This window comes from Actinomyces sp. 2119, from assembly GCF_003591215.1.
Classification (GTDB): Bacteria; Actinomycetota; Actinomycetes; order Actinomycetales; family Actinomycetaceae; genus Actinomyces; species Actinomyces lilanjuaniae.
In genome coordinates this window covers 208483-225718 of sequence record NZ_QYRR01000005.1, presented here as the reverse complement: position 1 = coordinate 225718, position 17236 = coordinate 208483, and the positions used below count along the sequence as shown (strand labels likewise).

Here is a 17236-nt window from a genome sequence, read left to right as displayed (position 1 = left end):
CAGGACAGCCTGCCACCCGTCAAGCGACCCGTGCTTATCACCTCCCTGCTGGTCACTGGGCTCATGGCCACCTGGTGCCTGGCGACACCGACGGCGGCGGGCCGCGTCCTGGACACCACCGTGGTGTGGGCTGCCGACCACCTCGGCTGGTTCTACATCACACTGGCCACCGCAGCGCTGCTGTTCGTCATCTACGTGGGCTTCCGCTACGCCAGCGTGCGCCTGGGGGGTGACTACGACCGCCCCCAGTACTCCACCTTCTCCTGGGCGGCCATGCTGTTCGCCGCAGGCATCGGCACGGACCTCATGTTCTACGCCGTCGCCGAGCCTGCGACACAGTTCCTCTCCCCGCCCCAGGTGCCCGGACAGACCGTGGAGGCCGCCCGTGAGTCGACCGTGTGGACGATCTACCACTATGGCGTCACCGGCTGGGGGATGTACGCCCTCATGGGGCTGGCCCTGGGATACTTCGCCCACCGCAAGAAGGCGCCGCTGGCCGTGCGCTCGGTGCTGGTGCCCCTCTTCGGCAAGCGAGTCCGCGGTCCCATCGGGCACTCGATCGACGTCGCGACGGTGATCGGCACGATCTTCGGTGTCGCCACCTCGCTGGGCATCGGCGTGGTTATGCTCAACGTGGGCCTGAACATCCTGTTCGGGGTGCCGCAGGGGCTCGGGGCCCAGACGATGCTGGTGGTCCTGGCGGTAGTCCTGGCCACGGTATCGGCTACCACCGGCGTCGACAGGGGTGTGCGCCTGCTGTCCCAGCTCAACGTGGCGCTGGCGATCGTCCTGGCCGGCTGGGCGCTGGTCACCGGCAGCACCACGTTCCTGCTGCGCGCCATGGTCATGAACGTCGGCGACTTCGTCACCATGTTCCCCGGGATGACCCTGGACACGATGGCCTACAGCTACCCGAGTGAGTGGATGCAGTCCTGGACGCTCTTCTTCTGGGCGTGGTGGATCGCCTGGGCCTCGTTCGTGGGCATGTTCCTGGCACGCATCTCCAAGGGGCGCACGATCGGCCAGTTCGTCCTGGGCACCCTGGTGATCCCCTTCTCCTACATCATCATGTGGATCTCGATCTTCGGCAACACCGCGGTGAAGCGGATCATGGACGGGGACTCCGCGTTCGGGCAGGCCGTGGAGGCCTCCCCGGAGCAGGGGTTCTTCGAGCTGCTCACCACGGTGCCGGGCACCCCCATGCTGGTCGCCCTGTCGACACTCGTAGGGCTGCTGTTCTACGTCACCTCCGCCGACTCCGGCGCCCTGGTCATGGCCAACCTGTGCAGCGAGCTGCCTACGGCCGACACCGACGCCCGCCCCTCGCTGCGCATCCTGTGGGCGGCGGTCACAGGGGCGCTGACGATCGGCATGCTGCTGGTCGGTGGCATCACGGCCCTGCAAAGCGCCACGATCATCATGGCGGTGCCCTTTGCCCTTGTCCTGGTGCTCGTCATGGTGGGCCTCAACCGGGCTCTGCGCGAGGAGCACGAGCACGAGCAGGCGGTCTACCGTTCTTTCGCGGTCCAGTGGACCAGTCCCGAGCCGACGATCTCGGTGGGGTCGTGGCGGCGGCGCCTGTCGCTGTCGCTGGGCTCGGTGTCCTCCCGCCAGGCCGAGCAGCGGCTCCAGAACGTCATCATGCCCGCCCTGGACGAGGTTGCCGCGGCCCTGCAGGAGCGCGGGGTCCCCGCCGTGGTCCGTGAGATATCGGACGGCCTCCAGCACGACGTCTTCAAGCGTGTCCAGCTGGAGGCGCTGTCACAGGACGAGGACGGCGAGGACTTCATCTATCCGGTCCAGATCCGGCGCTCGCGAGCCACCTCCTACGGTGCTCGCATGATCAGGGCAGAGGACACGACGATCCACCTCGAGGTCACGCTTGGGGAGGGGCTGAGCTACAGCATCTACCCCTACGAGGGCAACCAGATCTGCAACGACGTGCTCGACCACTACGAGCGCTACGAACTGGTGGCCGCTTCCAGGGAGGAGTCCCTGGAAGCAGAGCAGTACTGACCTCTGCTGGCCCTATCGGTGTGCCGGGACGCCTTTGTGGCACCCCGTGACGTGGGGAGCAGGCCCAGCAACCCCGGTGCCGCTCAGTGCTGCCCCACAACCACCACACGCTTTCCGCAGGCCGACCGCGCCTGCGCGTCCTCGTGCATCCGGGCGACGTCCTTGAGCTCGTAGCTCGTGTCGATGATGGGGACTAGCGACCCGTCGTCTACACGGTCGGCCAGCCAGGTCAGGTCCTCGGGCACCGACCTGGCCGACATCGTCCGGATCCTGGCACCGGGACTGAGGAGAGACAAGACGACCAGCGGTATCGCAGCCGGGGACAGCGCCATGACCTCGCCTCCGCGGGCAGTCGTCCTCCTGTAGGCGAGCATGCTGGCCCCCGCGGCGTTGACGACGGCGTCGTACTTCCTGGTGATCTGCTCCGGCCCACCAGAGTGGTAGTTGTAGAGCTGCCTCGCGCCAGCCCGCTCAGCCGCCTGACTCTGCCGACCGACCACCGCGTCCACCTCGGCACCGAGCAGGCGAGCCACCTGGATGGTAGCCGACCCGACCCCGCCATTGCCCCCGACGACCAGGACCTGCTTGCCGCTGCCCACACGCAGCGCCCGCAGCGCCTGCAGAGCGGTCAGCCCCACCAGCGGGAGCGCGGCCGCCTCACCCGGGGGTATGGTCCTAGGCGCCCTGGCTACCTGGTCAGCGCCAGTGGCCACGTACTGAGCCGCAGCGGCGGCCCGCCCCGGCGGCTTCAGGCCGGTGTAGCCCCACACCACGTCGCCGTCATCTACTCCTGCTGCACGACCACCGCCCTGCACAACCCTGCCGACGAAGTCCACCCCCGAGCCCTTAGGGAAACCGAACCCCATCATGGGCCGCATCCTCCCGGCCCGCCCGTCCAGGTCCAGCTGGTTGAGGCTGAACGCAGATACCTCGACCAGCACCTGCGCAGCCGAGGGGCTCGGCACAGCCGCCTGCCCCACCTCCATCACCTCGGGTCCGCCGTAGCGGCGGTACTGAACGGCCCACATCTGGCTCTCGTCCATCGAGTCCTCCTCAGACGATGTTTACGAAACGTATCGTAGCACCTCGATGGCGTGCCCCAGCCCTTCGTGAGCACACAGCAACGTGTCGCGTCGGAGTCGACAGGTCCGCGCCCGCCTCAGCAGGTGGCGCAGGCGCTGCCCACCGGGGTGCCAGCGCTGTAGTAGTCTGACTTTCCTCCCAGAACTGTGCGCCAGCGGCGATCACGGCGCGTGCACGCGCACCAGCGGAGCACCGCGGCACTGTTCATGACCACAAGGAGAGACCCCACCACCATGGACCCCGCAGAGCCACGCAGAACCAGCCACTACGCCTCGCGACGCGCCCACACCGATGCACAGCTGGCGGCTGCCGTCAGGGACCTCGTGGTCCAGCACGGCTACACGGGACTAACTATCGAGGGAGTCGCGCAGGAGTCCGGGGTAGCCAAGACCACCATCTACCGCCGGTGGGGCTCCAAGGCGGAGATGGTCTTCGACCTCATTCTCCACCCCACGGCACAGGGCGAGGATGGCCAGGCCGCCAGTGACCCGAGCTGCGTCCAGGACAGCATCCGGCAACTGGCGGAGAGCACTGTGACGATGATCGCCTCCCCCGTCGGCCTGGCTGTCATCCCAGGACTCCTGGCGGAGATGGCGGGCAACCCCAAGCTTCGCGCCTCCATGGAGAGCGTCCTGATCAAGAGTGCCCACGACGACATCTCCTCCGTCCTCAACGAGCCGGTCCCCCACCCTGTCAACATCAACGAGTTTCACGCCACCCTGCTGGGCGTCCCCTACGTCCGCCTCTACCTGCTCAACGAGAAGGACGTGGACAGGATCACCGACCAGCTCACCGACCAGCTCCTCCTCCTCATCGGTTTGCCTCCCCGACCCGATCCCGCCTCATGTCCCTCAGCCTGAGGGCTGAGCGCCCTTGATGTCATCCCGCGACGTGTCATCCCCCGATGTCATCCCCCAATGTCGCTGTAGACGATCATGGCCTGGTCGATCTCGCACACGAGCCTGTCGCCCACCCAGGCCCTGGCTCGGAGCAGAGCCGCGGGGCTGCCGATGTGGTCGGCCTCCACCTCTGCGGTGACCGTGTCCCCGGGGAAGGCGTCACCCAGGAACCTGACGCCCCTGGCCCGCGTGAACAAGGGTGGGGGGCCGTCAGCCCCTCTGCCGCTGCTGTAGGAGCACAGCAGTACCGCAGCCTGGCCGATGAACTCGGTCATCAGGGTCCGCGGCCAGGGAGCGGGGCACGGGGTGTCCGTCAGGCAGGCACCCCGGAAGCAGGGCTCGTCAGTACTGACGCGGTGGGTCGCCCGCACCGTCCTGCCTGCCTCGATGCCGAGGACCTCCGACAGAAGAAGCATCTCACCCCGGTGCGGGATGAGTGAGTGGGTATCCCAGTCACCGGCGGCCTCCCTGCCGACCGGCACCTCGGCCGTCGTCCTAGTCCTGCCTGTCCCTGTTCCTGCTGCTGTTCCTGATGCTGCCGTCGCAGACTCCCCGTCCTCCTCGTCCGCAGCCTCGGCCCGCCGGAGGCGAAGCACCAGGTCTGCCAGGCGCTGGCCGTCGCGCGAGCGCAGGCACTGCGCCCGGACCTCCCAGCAGGAGGCGGACAGCTGGCGCGTCCCGGCCTGTACCGTGAACGAGTCCCCGGGGAACCCGGGGGCGGAGAAACGTGCCCTGCTGACCTCAGCCAGGCAGAGCCGACCACCACCGCGGCTCTCTAGGTAGAGGCACGCCGCCCTGAAGGCCGTCTCTATGAGAAATACCCCGGGATACACGGGGGCACCCGGGTAGTGGCCGTCCTGGTAGGGAGAACTGGCAGGGGCGTGCTGGACAGCCGTAAACCCCTCTGCCTCCTCCTCCATGAGCACGGGAGCCTCCACCGGGGAAGGCGGTTGCCCACGCTGCCCAGCTGGTCCGGCTGGGACCGCACTGCTCACAGGAACCTCCGCTCCATAACTACAGGCGCCGCACGGAGGACGACGTCAGGACGCGCTCCTCTAACAACCAGCGCCTTAACTTTCATATGAAATAACAAGAAGCAGCCTAGCAACCGGTGTCACAGCGGGTCAACCACGTCCCGACCCCTCCTCCCGGCCACGGGGCCTGCCAGGGAGCAGGGAGCTGGTGGGCCGCCCAGCAGCAATCCGGCACCTACCCCGGCACACAGTAGGCCTAGAACGTAGCGGGCATGACCACGACGCTGGCGACATGGCTCCCGCTGCACGCCCACGCCCCCCTCACGCTGTGCCACGGCGCCGCGGCAGCCTGCAGACGGGCCTGAAAGCCACCTCCCAGGTCGATCCGTACCTCGGCGTCGTCGAACCCCAACCAGCAGCGCTCCAGGGGGAACCACGCCTTGTACACGCTCTCCTTGATGCTGAACAGCAGACGGTCAAAGGCGACCTCGGGACGCTGGGCGGACACGGCTCCCAGGTGGTCACGCTCCGCAGCGGAGGCGACGACGTCCAGGACCCCTGAAGGCAGCGGGCTGTTGGGCTCAGCGTCGATACCAAGGGAGGACACCTCCTGCGAGCGCGCGACGCCCGCCGCCCGGTAGCCCTCACAGTGGGTGAGGGAGCCCACCACCCCGTCAGGCCAGGTCGGCTCGCCCCGGTCGCCCGGCACCATGACCGGACGTTGCCGCCCCAGGCCCCGCAGCGCCTGGCGGGCACAGTAGCGCACCGTGGTGAACTCGGCACGCCGCTTGGCGACCGCCCGGGCAATGTGCCTCTCCTCCGCGGGGAACAGCGGCTCCTCGACATCAGTCCCCACCTCGCAGACCACGACACAGGGAGGGACCACGCGGTCTAGCAGGTGCGCCCCAGCGCTCACTGCGCCTCCACCAGGAGCGTCACGGGACCGTCAGCAACCATGTCAATCTCCATGTGCGCCCCGAAGCGACCGCTTGCGACCTCCAGGCCACGAGCGCGCAGGTCAGCCACCACCGCCTCCACCAGCGGTTGGGCCACCTCTGCGGGAGCCGCCCGATTCCAGGTGGGGCGCCGTCCCTTGCGCGCGTCCCCGTAGAGGGTGAACTGGGAGACCACGAGCACCGGCGCACCCAGGTCGGCCACGGAGCGCTCGGGGCCGGGCGCACCCGCGTGGGCGTCCCCGTCATCCTCCAGCAGCCGCAGGTCTGCAATCTTGCGGGCAATGACACCCGCTTGGGCGACGCCGTCCTCGTGGGTCACCCCCACCAGGGCCATGAGCCCCGGCCTGGTGATCTCACCGACCACCTCACCGTCAACCCGCACGGCAGCGCGCCTGACGCGCTGGAGCACGGCGCGCATCAGCGTCCCGGACGCCAGTCGCGAGGACCGCGCCCACCACCGCGCTGGCCCCCCGGCCGCTTTTGCTGGGCACGCCCCGGGATACGGATGGAGGAGCGTACTCGCACCGGGGTGTAGAGACGCAGGGCGGGGCGGACGTCAGCCAGGTACACCGCGCTGGCTACGACCCCTAACAGCCCCAGCAGGGAGGTCGGCGCTGTGAAATAGGCCAGGACGGTGCCAGCGGCGGTGAGACCGACCCAGAACCCCTTGGTGCGCTTGCCCGCAGCCACAAAGTGGGAGGAGTCGCGCATGAGGGCGTCGATGAGTGCCCACACGCCCAGGAGGACAGCGACAAGCTGGCTGAGCCTCCAAGCCCAGAGGACAGCCTGGTCCAGGTAGATCGCAGTCATCACCAGCACATCCACGCCGTCAGTCTACCTTCCGGCCTGGGCCAGCCCTCAGGACGGCCAGAACTGTCCTCTCCCAGCGGAGCCCGGCTGTATCAGCCCTGACCCGTCCCGCGTGTCCCGGCACTGCGCAGCCCGGCCCCGGGACGCTCGGCGGGACTGGCCTGGGCACGCCCCTGAGGGGAGACCAGGGGCTCCTGAGCGGCCGCGACGCGCCCCACCTCACGCAGCTCCTGCGATCCGGTCCCAGAGTCCCTGCCGTCCTGGCCACCGTGGCCAGTCTCCTGGGCCGTCTCCTCCCGGCCGATGTCCTGGTCGGCCTCGGTCACCGCCACCGTCAGCGGCTCACCCAGCGGCACCCCCCGACGCAGCAGAGCCAGCGCCATCGGTCCCAGCTCGTGGTGGCGCGCCACCGAGGTCACGGCGCCCACAGTACGCTCCCCCAGGCGCACCGCCGCACCGGGAGCGGGCAGCTCCCCGCCCAGGCCGTCGAGCTGGAGGACGGTCAGGCGGCGCGGGGGCCGCCCCAGGTTGACGGTGCGCGCCACCGTCTCCTGGCCCGGGTAGCAGCCCTTGGTCAGGTGCACGGCGGTACGCAGCCAGTCCAGCTCGTGGGGGATGGCACGAGCGTCAGCCTCACGCGCCTGGCGCGGGCGCCCCGCCTCCACCCGCAGCGCCTCCCAGGCCATGGAGCCAGCCAGGGCACTCCCGGCGACCGCGTGCTCCCCTCCCTGCGCCCCACTGATCGAGCCGCCCTGCCCGGCAGCCTCCCCGGCGGCGTCCCTGTCCAGGCCGCGCTCGTAGGCGCGCACCACCTCAGGGACGTCACCGGCGGGAACAACCACCCAGCCCGCCCGGTACCCGGCACCGGGGTGCGGGCGCCCCTCCAGGCCGACGTCGTAGCTGGTCCCGCCCTCGACCACCCCCGGCCAGGGGTCACGCCAGGTGCCCAGCCAGTGCTCCGGCCGGGCGGCCTCCTCCAGACGGGCCACGCCGTCTCCCATGGCACCCAGTACGGCCAGCTCCTCGGCAGCCCGCACCTCGACCCGGAGCATGAACCGCATCGACTCCAGGAAGCCCGCCAGGTCCTCGCCGAACCCGGCCTCGGTCACCAGAAGAAGGCGCTGGCCGTCATCAAGAGCCGCCAGGGCGTGGGTGATACGGCCGTGGGCGTCCATGAGCAGGGCCTCAGCCCCGCCGTCGCCGGGGGCAAGATCGGTCAGCACCTGGCTGGACAGGGTGGTCAGCCAGCTCAGGCGATCAGGGCCGGTCACGATCACGACGTCGCGGGCCAGGGCGCTCAGTGCCCGCCCGGCGGCCAGGGCGACCTGCTCGCGCAGCGGGTCCCCGTAGTGGGCGGGCACAGCTGAGTCCGGGTCCCCCCCGGGCCCGGCGACGGCACCGGTACGGCCCAGCAGCGGCGAGGGCAGCATCAGGACGTCCTTCCCCGTCCGCCCCCCTCGGGGCCAGCGCTCCCGGCGCCAACGCCTTGCGCAGCGGCGTCCTCCAGGCCGACACCGCGGCCGCCCGGGGCGGAGGCGGGCGCAGCGGGATCACTGGGAGGGGCGTCAGGCTCCGCCACCCTGCCCAGACGGCCGGAGGCGTAGGTGGTCAGCTCCTCGACACCGAAGGCGGCCATGTCCTGGGTCCACATGAGGTCCCCGCCGACGAGGCCGACCATGCGTGACATCTGGGTCACCGCGGCCGCGGTGCGTGACCGTCCCACCGCCTGGGAGGCCACCTGCGCCCGCGGTCCCTGGATCCAGCCCTCCCAGACGGCGACGTGCCCGGCAGGGTCGGCGGAGACCAGCTCCAGGCGGGTGACAGGGGTGCGGGTGTCGGCGTCATCGGGGTCCGGCTCCTCCTGGGCCACCGGGCGCCAGTAGGCGGTCTCGGTGGACCACACCTGGGCGGGGGCCAGGCGGTCCCCGCCCTCCAGCCCGGGCATCTCGAAGTCGAGGTCCTGGCTGCGGGTGGCGTCCACCGTCCAGATCGTCGTGCGCTGGCGCAGGTAGGGGCCGCCGTCGTGGTCGAAGACCATCTCCTGGTAGACGGCCTGCTCAGGAACGGTCTCGCCGTAGGTGAGGACACCGTAGCCACGCCAGCCGCCGACCAGCCAGGCCAGCGGATAGAGCTCAGGTGCGAGGCCGTCAGGAAAGGTGAACGCCATGACCCTAGCCTACGGCAGGACGTCGGCACGACACGGACCCCGGCAGCGGCCAGCGACCAGTCACCCCGCGATAAAGCCGCCCATGAGCCGGGCGATGGCATACACCGGAACCCCCACCGCCAGGACAGGCACCAGTGCGGAGGCCACGGCGGCCCGCCCCCCCGGGACCCAGCGGTGGGTCCACAGCACCCGGTTGCCCGCCGCCATGAGCACACCCGCCACGAAGCCGACGATGACGCAGGCGGCGGCGCTCTGGAGGGCAGCCGCAGTTCCCGTGTGGGTCACGCCGAAGAAGCCGGCCGAGGCCAGCAGTCCCCCGGCCACACCCGCCGTGAGCACCGGGACAGTGACAGTCAGCAGGTCCAGGACGGTAGCTCGCACCTCCAGGACCGTCAGTGCCGCCCCGACGAACAGGGCCAGGCAGGTGGGGACGGTCACCGCAGGGTCCGCCACCCCGGCCTCCAGGGCGCACCAGGCTGAGCCGGAGACCACCACCAGGCACCCGGACACAGTTGAGGACAGGTCCTCTACCAGGTGGGGCCGGCCGTCACGGCGACAGATCTGAGCCACAAAGGCCGCCAGGACCGACCCGGCCATGACCAGACCCGCCGCGCCGAGGTCGTGACGCAGAAACACCAGGACCGCCGCCAGGAAGCCGCAGGCCGTCAGCACGACCGTCGCACCGCGGTCGTGCTGGGCACGCACCAGGGCCGACCAGCCCTGCGCGGCGGAGGGCACCAGCAGCAGGACGAGCACCAGGCGCACCCACGGCGGCAGGACCGCGCTCACTGCCAGGAGCACAGGAACCAGGCCCGCGAAGGCCAGCCGTGTCCACGCCGGGTCCACGAGGCCAGGCTCGGTGGGAGGGTGGGCGTCGAGCCGGGTGGCGTAGGCGCCGTCCTCCTCGGGGTAGAGGTCCAGGTCACCAACGCCAGCCCCCGCCGTACCCGCACCCGTTCCAGCGGCACGTGCAGCACCGCCCGGACGGGCTGCCGCAGACCCGGCTGCTGGCTTCTGGGAACGTGGTTCCTGAGACCACGGCGGTGCCACGGGGGGCTCGTCCCCGCCCTCGTACCAGGGCCGCGCATCCGGTCGGGAGGGTCCGTGATGGGTGCTCACGAAACGCATCGTGCCACACCAGGCACCCGGACATGTGGTTGACTGGCTCCGGGCCGGGGTGCTGAGGCACGGCCGCCGGGCCAGGAGCAGCCGGGACCGGTGGACGGGGACCGCGGCCAGAGAGGAGAGCGCCGTGCGGATCATCATGTTCACCCGTGAGACGGACGCTTCTGACGTCGTCCCGGCGGCGGCCTTCCTCGACCCCCAGGTCGACTGCCTCCCGCCCGTCCCCGCCTCCTACGTGGCGGTCGACTCCGCCGACGTCGTCATGATCGACGCCCGCGGCGACCTGACCCGGGCCCGCGCCCTCTGTCAGCTCCTGACCGGCCCCATGGAGTGCCCACCCGTCATGCTCGTCCTGGAGGAGGGCGGGGCCGCCGCCCTCCAGAGCGACTGGGGCAGCGCGGACTTTGTCATGCCCACCGCGGGGCCGGCCGAGCTGTCAGCCCGCCTGCGGCTCCTGCGCGCCCACGTCCCCCCCGTCGAGTCGACCAACGACGCCCTCATCGAGGTCGGTGACCTGGTCATCGACGTGACGGCCTACACCGCCAGGCTGCACGGCTCCATCCTGGACCTCACCTACAAGGAGTTCGAGCTGCTGAAGTTCCTGGCAGCCAACCACGGCCGGGTCCTCACTCGCGAGACGCTCCTGGACGAGGTGTGGGGCGAGGACTACATCGGCGGCTCGCGCACGGTTGACGTCCACATCCGGCGCCTGCGTGCCAAGCTTGGCACGGACCACGACCACCTCATCGGAACCGTGCGCAACGTCGGCTACCGTCTGGACGCCCCGCAGGAGCAGGACTCCTAGTCCTCCTGCAGCCCTCCTACCCACTGCCCTCCTAGCGCGGCCTCTGCCCGGCCGACCCGCCAGCCACACCCGTCCCGGCACCTTGTGGCAGGCCCCGGGACACGCCGGGGCCTGAGTACCGTCGGCACCCTGTATGCTGGTGCACGGCGTCGGGTCGCGACGGGCCCCGGGCTCCAACTCAAGCCGCCGCGAGCGGCACACGCGCCGACTGGCGCTCTCCGGCCCGACGTCACCTCTTTCGTAGTCCCCTCGGTCCCTTGCACCCACCCCCGCCAGTGGTCTCTGCCAGTGACTGCCGTGGAGTGTAGGCGCGTCAGCCGAAGCGCCCGGAAATGTAGTCTTCCGTCGCTTTCTGGGACGGGGCGGAAAAGACCTTGGCGGTGGCGTCGTACTCCACCAGCTGGCCGGGCCGCCCGGTAGCCTCCAGGTTGAAGAACCCGGTCATGTCAGACACGCGCGAGGCCTGCTGCATGTTGTGGGTGACGATGACGATCGTGTAGTCGCGCTTAAGCTCGGCGATAAGGTCCTCGACAGCCAGGGTGGAGATCGGGTCCAGGGCGGAGCAGGGCTCGTCCATGAGCAGCACGGAGGGCCTCACAGCAATCGCGCGCGCGATGCACAGGCGCTGCTGCTGCCCACCGGACAGGCCTGCACCGGGACGGTCCAGACGGTCCTTGACCTCGTCCCACAGGTTGGCACCGCGCAGGGAGGTCTCGACCAGCTCCTCGGCCTCGGCCTTCCTGAGCCTGCGGTTGTTGAGGCGCACACCCGCCAGGACGTTCTCCGCGATAGACATCGTGGGGAAGGGGTTGGGCCGCTGGAACACCATGCCGATGGCGCGACGCACCTGGACGGCGTCCACACCGGGGTCGTAGAGGTTGACACCGTCGACGACGACCTGGCCCTCCACGCGCGCACCGGGTATGACCTCGTGCATCCGGTTGAGCGTGCGCAGGAACGTCGACTTCCCGCACCCGGAGGGCCCGATGAGGGCGGTGACCGTGCGTGGCTCGATGCGGACGTTCACGTCCTTGACGGCCAGCACGTCACCGTAGTAGATGCTCTCGTTGATGACGTCGATGCGCTTGGACACGTCAGCTCCTTCCAGTGCTTTCAGGACGGGTCGCGGCCTGGGCGGCTGCTCACCTACGCCCCCGGGGGCTGAAGCGCCAGGCGACCAGCCGGGCTGCCAGGTTGAGCAGCATGACGATGACGATGAGGGTCAGCGCCCCGGCCCAGGCCCGCTCCATGGTCGCGGCCTCCCCCCGGGCGTACTGGTCGTAGACGAGGACCGGCAGGGTCGCCATGGACCCCTCCACCGGGTTGACGTTGGTGCGGATCGTCAGGCCCACGGTGATGAGCAGGGGGGCGGTCTCACCGATGACCCGGGCGACCGCCAGCATGACCGAGGTGGTGATACCGGCGGCTGCGGTGCGCAGGACCACCTTGATGATGGTTAGCCACTTGGGCACCCCCAGCGCGTAGGAGGCCTCCCGCAGGTCGTTGGGGACCAGCTTGAGCATCTCCTCCACCCCGCGCACGACGACCGGGGTCATGAGCACGCTCAGGGCTACCGCCCCGATGACGCCCGCCTGGTAGCGGGGACCGGCCAGCAGCAGGAACAGGGAGTAGGAGAACAGACCCGCCACGATCGAGGGGACCCCGGTCATGACGTCCACGAGGAAGGTCACAGCCCTGGCCAGCCAGCCGCCGTCGTACTCCACCAGGAAGACGGCGGTCAGCAGCCCCAGCGGCACCGAGACGGCCGAGGCGATCGCAGTGATCTCCAGGGTACCGACGATACCGTGGTAGAAGCCTCCGTTGTCCTCCTGCGCCCCGCGCATGCTGGTCAGCAGGAACTCCGGGCCGAAGCGCTGCGCCCCGCCGACAACTGCCATCCACACCAGGGAGACCAGCGGGACCATAACGGCGGCGAAGGCGAGGTAGACCAGGACCGTCATAAGGGTGTCACGTCCCCACCGCTCCCCTTCCGCGACCCAGGAGACGACCGTGGCCGCCACCAGCCAGGTCACGGCCGTCACGGCGAGCACGACGGCAGCCGACCACCCCGCCGCCAGGCCAACGCCACCGGCAAGGACGAAGGCAGCCCCCAGGGCTGCCCAGAGGAACCCCCCGGGAAGGCGGTAGGAGGTCAGCGGCACGCCCTCAATACTGGGAGGGTCGGCCAGAGGGTCCTGGGCAGGGGGCACGCCGCCGCCCGAGGTGGTCTGGGTGGCCCGAGCAGCCGCAGCCCGGACAGTCCGGCTGAACCTGGTCATGCCCGCCTCCTTCTTCCTGCCCTGCCTACGCCCCCGTAGACGGCACCGCGCCGCGCCACGACCCAGCGGGCCAAGGAGTTGACCACGAAGGTGATGATGAACAGGACCAGGCCGGTGGCGATGAGGACGTCGACGCTCAGACCGAAGGCCTCACGGAACTGCGCGGCGATGTTGGCCGCGATGGTCTGGTGCCGCCCTGCCTGGAGGAGGTGAAGGCTGGTGGTCATGCCCGGGGACATGATCATGAGGACCGCCATGGTCTCCCCCAGGGCGCGTCCCAGCCCCAGCATGGAGGCTGAGACGATGCCGGAGCGGGCATAGGGCAGGACCGCCTGGCGGATCATCTCGTAGCGGGTCGCCCCCAGCGCCAGGGAGGCCTCCTGGTGGAGGGTAGGGGTCTGGAGGAAGACCTCCCGCACCGTGGCGGTGATGATCGGCAGGATCATGACCGCCAGGACCAAGGAGGCGGTCATGATGTTCTTGGCGGGTGCCGTGTAGCCGGAGAAGAGAGGGACGAAGCCGAGGGGGCCCTGGCTCAACCAGGTGTAGAAGGGGTCCAGCAGGGGCATCAGCCACAGGAAGCCCCACAGGCCGAAGACGACCGAGGGGACGGCGGCCAGCAGGTCCACCAGGTAGCCCAGCCCCTGGGCCAGGCGGCGGGGAGCAAAGTGGGAGATGAACAGGGCGACCCCGATACTCAGGGGCACCGCTACCGCCAGGGCCAGGAGCGAGGACAGGAGTGTGCCGAACACCAGGGGAGCCACGTACCCCCACAGGTCCCGCCCCCGCATGAAGGAGACGCCCTCCAGATCCTGCGCGGAGGCGGTGAGGGCTGGCAGCGCCCGGTAGACCAGGAAGGCCGTGACCAGGGCGAGCAGGCCCATGATGATGACGCCGGCTCCGTAGGACAGGGCGGTGAAGACGCTGTTGCCCGCCCGGCCCGGTGCCCGGCCCGGGCGGATCACGCCAGCCTCGGAGGTGCTGGCAGCCTGAGGGGCCGGGGAGGGGGTGGAGTAGGTGGTGTCCACTGATGAGCCTTCCGTGTACGTCCGCTGTGTGCGTTCCTGTGCCGCGGAGGTCTCAGGGAGAGATCATGGCGATGGCGGAGGCCGCCCTGGAGCGCAGGGCCTGCGGGACGGGGACGCACCCGGCCCGCAGGGCGGCCAGGTCCTGTCCCTGCGCGGAGACGGCGTAGCTGAGGTAGGCCCGGACCACGGCAGCGGTATCAGCGTCCTCGTAGTCCTGACGGGCGAGCAGGTAGGACACCAGGACAACGGGGTAGGCGCCCGGCGCGTCGTAGTCGAGGGAGTAGGCCAGCCTTGCGCCGCCGTCGCCCTCGACCAGCTGCGAGGAGGACAGGGTCACAGCGGCGGCCTCGCTGGAGCAGGCGACAAAGTCCCCAGGCTCGCCCACTGCCACCGTGCCCAGAGAACCGGGAACCTTGGAGGCATCAGCGTAGCCGATCGTGCCGGGAGCCGCGGAGACCGTCTGGACCACCCCGGAGGTCCCGTCCCCGGACTGCCCCTCCAGAGGCCAGGTCTCGGAGCTGCCGTAGGGCCAGGCCTGTGGGGCGGCAGCGCTAAGGTAGTCGGTGAGGGTCCTGGTGGTCCCGGAGTCGTCAGAGCGGTGCACCACGGTAATGTCCAGGTCAGGAAGGTCGGTCCCCTCGTTGAGGGCGACAAGGGCCGGGTCCTTCCAGGAGGTGATCGTCCCGGCCAGGACACGGGCGAGGACCTCACCGGTCATGCTGACGTGGTCGGTTGCGTCCAGGCCTGGCAGGTTGTAGACGAGCGCGATCGGGGAGACGTACAGGGGCAGCTCGACGACGCCGCCCAGCCCGGCGGCCTCATCGTCGTCCACCGCCACGTCAGAGCCGGCAAAGTCCACCGCGCCAGCGGCGAGCTTGGTGCGTCCCGCCCCGGAGCCACCACCCGCGTAGTCGACAAACGCCTGGAGGTTGGCGTCCATGAAGCCGTTCATCCAGGCCTCCTGGGCAGTGGACTGGGACGTGGCCCCCGCCCCGCGGATCCCTCCCTCCAGGTCGGAGGAGCCGCCGGAGGCAGGGGTGCCTGCGTCTCGCCCGCAGGCCGCCAGCACGGCCACCGAGGCGGCGCCCACGGCACCGAGCGCACCCAGGCAGCGGCGTGTCACAGAACTGTGCGAAAGGAGCACAGGAGCAGTCCTTGTCTCACCTTGTACCTCACCGTGGTGGTGTCTCGTCTTTCTGTCCGGTTTTCTGTCCGGTTCCTGCCCGGTCGTTCTCTGTCTGGTCTTGTCGTGGCCTGCTGCATGGTCACCCACCTTTCCGCGACGTCCCTGGGAATCCTGGTGGAGACCTGCCCCGCTGCCAGGTGCTGCCGGGAACCGCAGGACAGGCCACCACGATAACCGCCCTGGGTGACGGCTCCGGGTGCCATAGGCAAACAGGAGGTTAACGGCGTGTCCGGTACGGCACAGTCTCTGTCAGGCGCTGTCAGGGCTCCGCCAGACCCGGCTCCTCCGCCAGACGGACGAGGTTGCGTATGGCCTGGGGCACTCCGGCAGAACTCGGAGCACCGACCAGCCGGGAGAACAGGAAGGTGAGCGGACCGGTGACCCTGAGACCGTGGGTGACCCGGGTCCCGCCCTCCACCGCCTCCAGAGTGTGGAAGAACTGCAGCCGGGCCAGCGGAAGCCGTGCCGTATCAGTAAAGCTGCGCCCGGGGGTGACCTCGGTGAACGTGAAGGATATCGTCGGGCCGCTGGCAGGCCTCAGCCTGCCTCGTGTCCCAACCCGCACAGGACCGTCCACGCTGACGGATCGCACCGCAGGGTCCCAGCGTTTCCACTGAGCCGGGTCGGCGTAGAACTGCCACACCCGCTCAGGGGCGGCTGCCGTCACCTCGCTGTGAGAAAAGGTCCACATCGTCTTCCTCCGCTCTTTGGCAGGGGTCTCCCACCAGGGTGCGAACCAGGCTAGCGTGAGATAGTGACACAGGAACCGGCATCTGTGCCTTCCCCGAAAGGCGGGTAGACGATACGGGGCTAGCGTCCCTCGGCCAGGACGGGGCGCTGCTTCTCAATCGCCACTGCTCGCACCTTGCCCCGAGGGCGGCGGGCCAGGTGCACCACCAGGATCTCCCCGGTCTTGAGCCACGGGTCGCGATCTGGCACGGAGCGCAGCAGCCGCCCCGGGGCCGCCTGCGCCACGACGTCCATGACCGTCGGCAGGACCGGCCGGTGGGTGCACAGGGCGACCGGCGCCTCCGGGTGGCGCAGCTCGCGGGCCACCACCGCACGTACCTCCTTGGGCTGCTGCGCGTGCGCGGCCTCGGTGAGCGAGCCCACCTGCTCCGCCTCCAGCCCGGCCGCCCGGGCGTAGGGAGCCACGGTGTCAGCACAGCGTCTCCACGGGCTAGTGACGACCCGGGCTACCCCGTAGGCGGACAGGATCGGTACCAGTGCCTGCGCCCGCCCCTCACCCTGGTCACGGGTCAGGGGACGAGTAGCCTCGTCGGTCTCCTTGTCGCGCTTGCGGGGCCGGTTCCACACCGAGCGCTTGACCGCCCGGGCGTGACGCACCAGGACCAGCGTCCAGGTGTCCAGCTTGCCGTCCTCCCACAGGTCCACCAGCTCGCCCAGCAGGTCCCGGTCACGTACGTGGGTCAGGCGCTTGCGGGCCTTCTTGGCGCTCATCCACTCGACGTCGTCAATCTCCCTGCGTGAGGCAGGCTCCACCGCCGGCCGCGCCCTCAGGGGGGCCGAGTCCGCAGGCAGCAGGCGGGCGGCCCAGTAGCTGACCTGCTTACGGGTACCGTCGCCCAGGCGGTAGCGCACAGTGGTCAGCGGCTGGCCCAGGACCACGTGGCGCCCGGTCTCCTCGGCAACCTCCCGCACCGCGCAGGTACGCACCGACTCACCTGGCTCGACCTTCCCCTTGGGGAAAGACCAGTCGTCGTAGCGGGGACGGTGCACCACCAGGACCTCCAGGCGCCCACGCCTGTCACGCCACACCAGCGCCCCGGCCGCTCGAACCGCAGCCTTGCCGCCTTTCCCGGTCTTTCCTCCCCCCTTCTTCGCGGTCTTGCCCCCGGCCGTCTTCCCGGTCTTCTTCTCCGACGTCCTCTCGCTGCTCATGGCACC

Annotated in this window: 17 protein-coding genes; 3 read left to right on the top strand and 14 right to left on the bottom strand. The window is 69.9% G+C overall.

The genetic code is table 11. The features are described from left to right. The first annotated feature begins 30 nt into the window (after positions 1–30). A complete protein-coding gene (betT, locus tag D4740_RS07785; protein WP_259390733.1) occupies positions 31–2016 on the top strand; it encodes a choline BCCT transporter BetT in 1986 nt (661 codons plus the stop codon). Positions 2017–2099: 83 nt separating this feature from the next. Here betT and D4740_RS07780 read toward each other — a convergent pair whose 3' ends face one another. After that, a complete protein-coding gene (locus tag D4740_RS07780) occupies positions 2100–3059 on the bottom strand; it encodes an NAD(P)-dependent alcohol dehydrogenase (protein WP_119836360.1) in 960 nt (319 codons plus the stop codon). A 273-nt stretch (positions 3060–3332) separates the two neighbouring features. Between D4740_RS07780 and D4740_RS07775 the strand changes: the two genes are divergently transcribed. Next, positions 3333–3959, top strand: coding sequence for a TetR/AcrR family transcriptional regulator (locus D4740_RS07775; RefSeq protein WP_119836359.1), 627 nt, complete (start codon positions 3333–3335; stop codon positions 3957–3959). A 47-nt stretch (positions 3960–4006) separates the two neighbouring features. On the opposite strand, the gene D4740_RS07770 is transcribed toward D4740_RS07775, so the two are convergent. The 7 genes from D4740_RS07770 to D4740_RS07740 all read right to left on the bottom strand — a co-directional run bounded on the left by D4740_RS07770 (position 4007) and on the right by D4740_RS07740 (position 10033). Continuing rightward, positions 4007–4993, bottom strand: a complete 987-nt coding sequence (locus tag D4740_RS07770; RefSeq protein ID WP_147392874.1) for a hypothetical protein — start codon at positions 4991–4993, stop codon at positions 4007–4009. Between the two features lie 235 nt (positions 4994–5228). After that, complete coding sequence (locus D4740_RS07765; RefSeq protein WP_243106895.1) at positions 5229–5888, bottom strand: 4'-phosphopantetheinyl transferase; 660 nt, start codon at positions 5886–5888, stop codon at positions 5229–5231. After that, positions 5885–6346 carry a D-aminoacyl-tRNA deacylase gene (gene dtd / locus D4740_RS07760; protein ID WP_119836357.1) on the bottom strand — a complete coding sequence of 154 codons (462 nt, stop codon included), beginning with the start codon at positions 6344–6346 and terminating at the stop codon, positions 5885–5887. The genes D4740_RS07765 and dtd overlap by 4 nt, the downstream gene beginning before the upstream one ends. Beyond that, positions 6346–6753, bottom strand: a complete 408-nt coding sequence (locus D4740_RS07755; RefSeq protein WP_243106894.1) for a DUF2516 family protein — start codon at positions 6751–6753, stop codon at positions 6346–6348. The genes dtd and D4740_RS07755 overlap by 1 nt, the downstream gene beginning before the upstream one ends. Positions 6754–6830: 77 nt before the next feature. Next, entirely contained in the window at positions 6831–8168 is a 1338-nt protein-coding gene (locus tag D4740_RS07750) for a folate-binding protein YgfZ (RefSeq protein ID WP_119836356.1), read from the bottom strand. Further along, on the bottom strand, positions 8168–8905 hold the full coding sequence (locus tag D4740_RS07745) for an FABP family protein (protein WP_119836355.1): 738 nt from the start codon (positions 8903–8905) through the stop codon (positions 8168–8170). Before D4740_RS07745 ends, D4740_RS07750 begins: the two co-directional genes overlap by 1 nt. A gap of 60 nt (positions 8906–8965) precedes the next feature. Continuing rightward, positions 8966–10033 (bottom strand): hypothetical protein, encoded by a 1068-nt coding sequence (locus tag D4740_RS07740; protein WP_119836354.1) that lies wholly within the window; start codon positions 10031–10033, stop codon positions 8966–8968. A 124-nt stretch (positions 10034–10157) separates the two neighbouring features. On the opposite strand from D4740_RS07740, the gene D4740_RS07735 reads away from it, so the two are divergent. Next, the gene (locus D4740_RS07735) at positions 10158–10835 is read left to right on the top strand and encodes a response regulator transcription factor (RefSeq protein ID WP_119836353.1); all 678 of its coding nucleotides are present in this window, start codon (positions 10158–10160) and stop codon (positions 10833–10835) included. Between the two features lie 313 nt (positions 10836–11148). Here the strand turns inward: D4740_RS07735 and pstB are convergent, their stop codons facing one another. The 6 genes from pstB to D4740_RS07705 form a co-directional block, all read right to left on the bottom strand. Then, positions 11149–11928, bottom strand: a complete 780-nt coding sequence (gene pstB, locus D4740_RS07730; protein ID WP_119836352.1) for a phosphate ABC transporter ATP-binding protein PstB — start codon at positions 11926–11928, stop codon at positions 11149–11151. A 49-nt stretch (positions 11929–11977) separates the two neighbouring features. Further along, entirely contained in the window at positions 11978–13114 is a 1137-nt protein-coding gene (pstA, locus tag D4740_RS07725) for a phosphate ABC transporter permease PstA (protein ID WP_119836351.1), read from the bottom strand. Continuing rightward, on the bottom strand, positions 13111–14142 hold the full coding sequence (gene pstC / locus D4740_RS07720; protein WP_119836350.1) for a phosphate ABC transporter permease subunit PstC: 1032 nt from the start codon (positions 14140–14142) through the stop codon (positions 13111–13113). The genes pstA and pstC overlap by 4 nt, the downstream gene beginning before the upstream one ends. A gap of 52 nt (positions 14143–14194) precedes the next feature. Further along, on the bottom strand, positions 14195–15286 hold the full coding sequence (gene pstS / locus D4740_RS07715; RefSeq protein ID WP_259390732.1) for a phosphate ABC transporter substrate-binding protein PstS: 1092 nt from the start codon (positions 15284–15286) through the stop codon (positions 14195–14197). 301 nt (positions 15287–15587) lie between these two features. Further along, positions 15588–16019 carry an SRPBCC family protein gene (locus D4740_RS07710; RefSeq protein ID WP_119836348.1) on the bottom strand — a complete coding sequence of 144 codons (432 nt, stop codon included), beginning with the start codon at positions 16017–16019 and terminating at the stop codon, positions 15588–15590. Positions 16020–16138: 119 nt separating this feature from the next. Continuing rightward, a complete protein-coding gene (locus D4740_RS07705; RefSeq protein WP_119836347.1) occupies positions 16139–17230 on the bottom strand; it encodes an NUDIX hydrolase in 1092 nt (363 codons plus the stop codon). Positions 17231–17236 lie beyond the last annotated feature (6 nt).

What these genes read in the sequence shown, in the direction of transcription:
- D4740_RS07780 (WP_119836360.1), bottom strand. Translation starts at nt 3,059, where the DNA reads ATGGACGAGAGCCAGATGTGGGCCGTTCAGTACCGCCGCTACGGCGGA.
- D4740_RS07775 (WP_119836359.1), top strand. Translation starts at nt 3,333, where the DNA reads ATGGACCCCGCAGAGCCACGCAGAACCAGCCACTACGCCTCGCGACGC.
- dtd (WP_119836357.1), bottom strand. Translation starts at nt 6,346, where the DNA reads ATGCGCGCCGTGCTCCAGCGCGTCAGGCGCGCTGCCGTGCGGGTTGAC.
- D4740_RS07750 (WP_119836356.1), bottom strand. Translation starts at nt 8,168, where the DNA reads ATGCTGCCCTCGCCGCTGCTGGGCCGTACCGGTGCCGTCGCCGGGCCC.
- D4740_RS07745 (WP_119836355.1), bottom strand. Translation starts at nt 8,905, where the DNA reads ATGGCGTTCACCTTTCCTGACGGCCTCGCACCTGAGCTCTATCCGCTG.
- D4740_RS07740 (WP_119836354.1), bottom strand. Translation starts at nt 10,033, where the DNA reads ATGCGTTTCGTGAGCACCCATCACGGACCCTCCCGACCGGATGCGCGG.
- pstA (WP_119836351.1), bottom strand. Translation starts at nt 13,114, where the DNA reads ATGACCAGGTTCAGCCGGACTGTCCGGGCTGCGGCTGCTCGGGCCACC.
- D4740_RS07710 (WP_119836348.1), bottom strand. Translation starts at nt 16,019, where the DNA reads ATGTGGACCTTTTCTCACAGCGAGGTGACGGCAGCCGCCCCTGAGCGG.
- D4740_RS07705 (WP_119836347.1), bottom strand. Translation starts at nt 17,230, where the DNA reads ATGAGCAGCGAGAGGACGTCGGAGAAGAAGACCGGGAAGACGGCCGGG.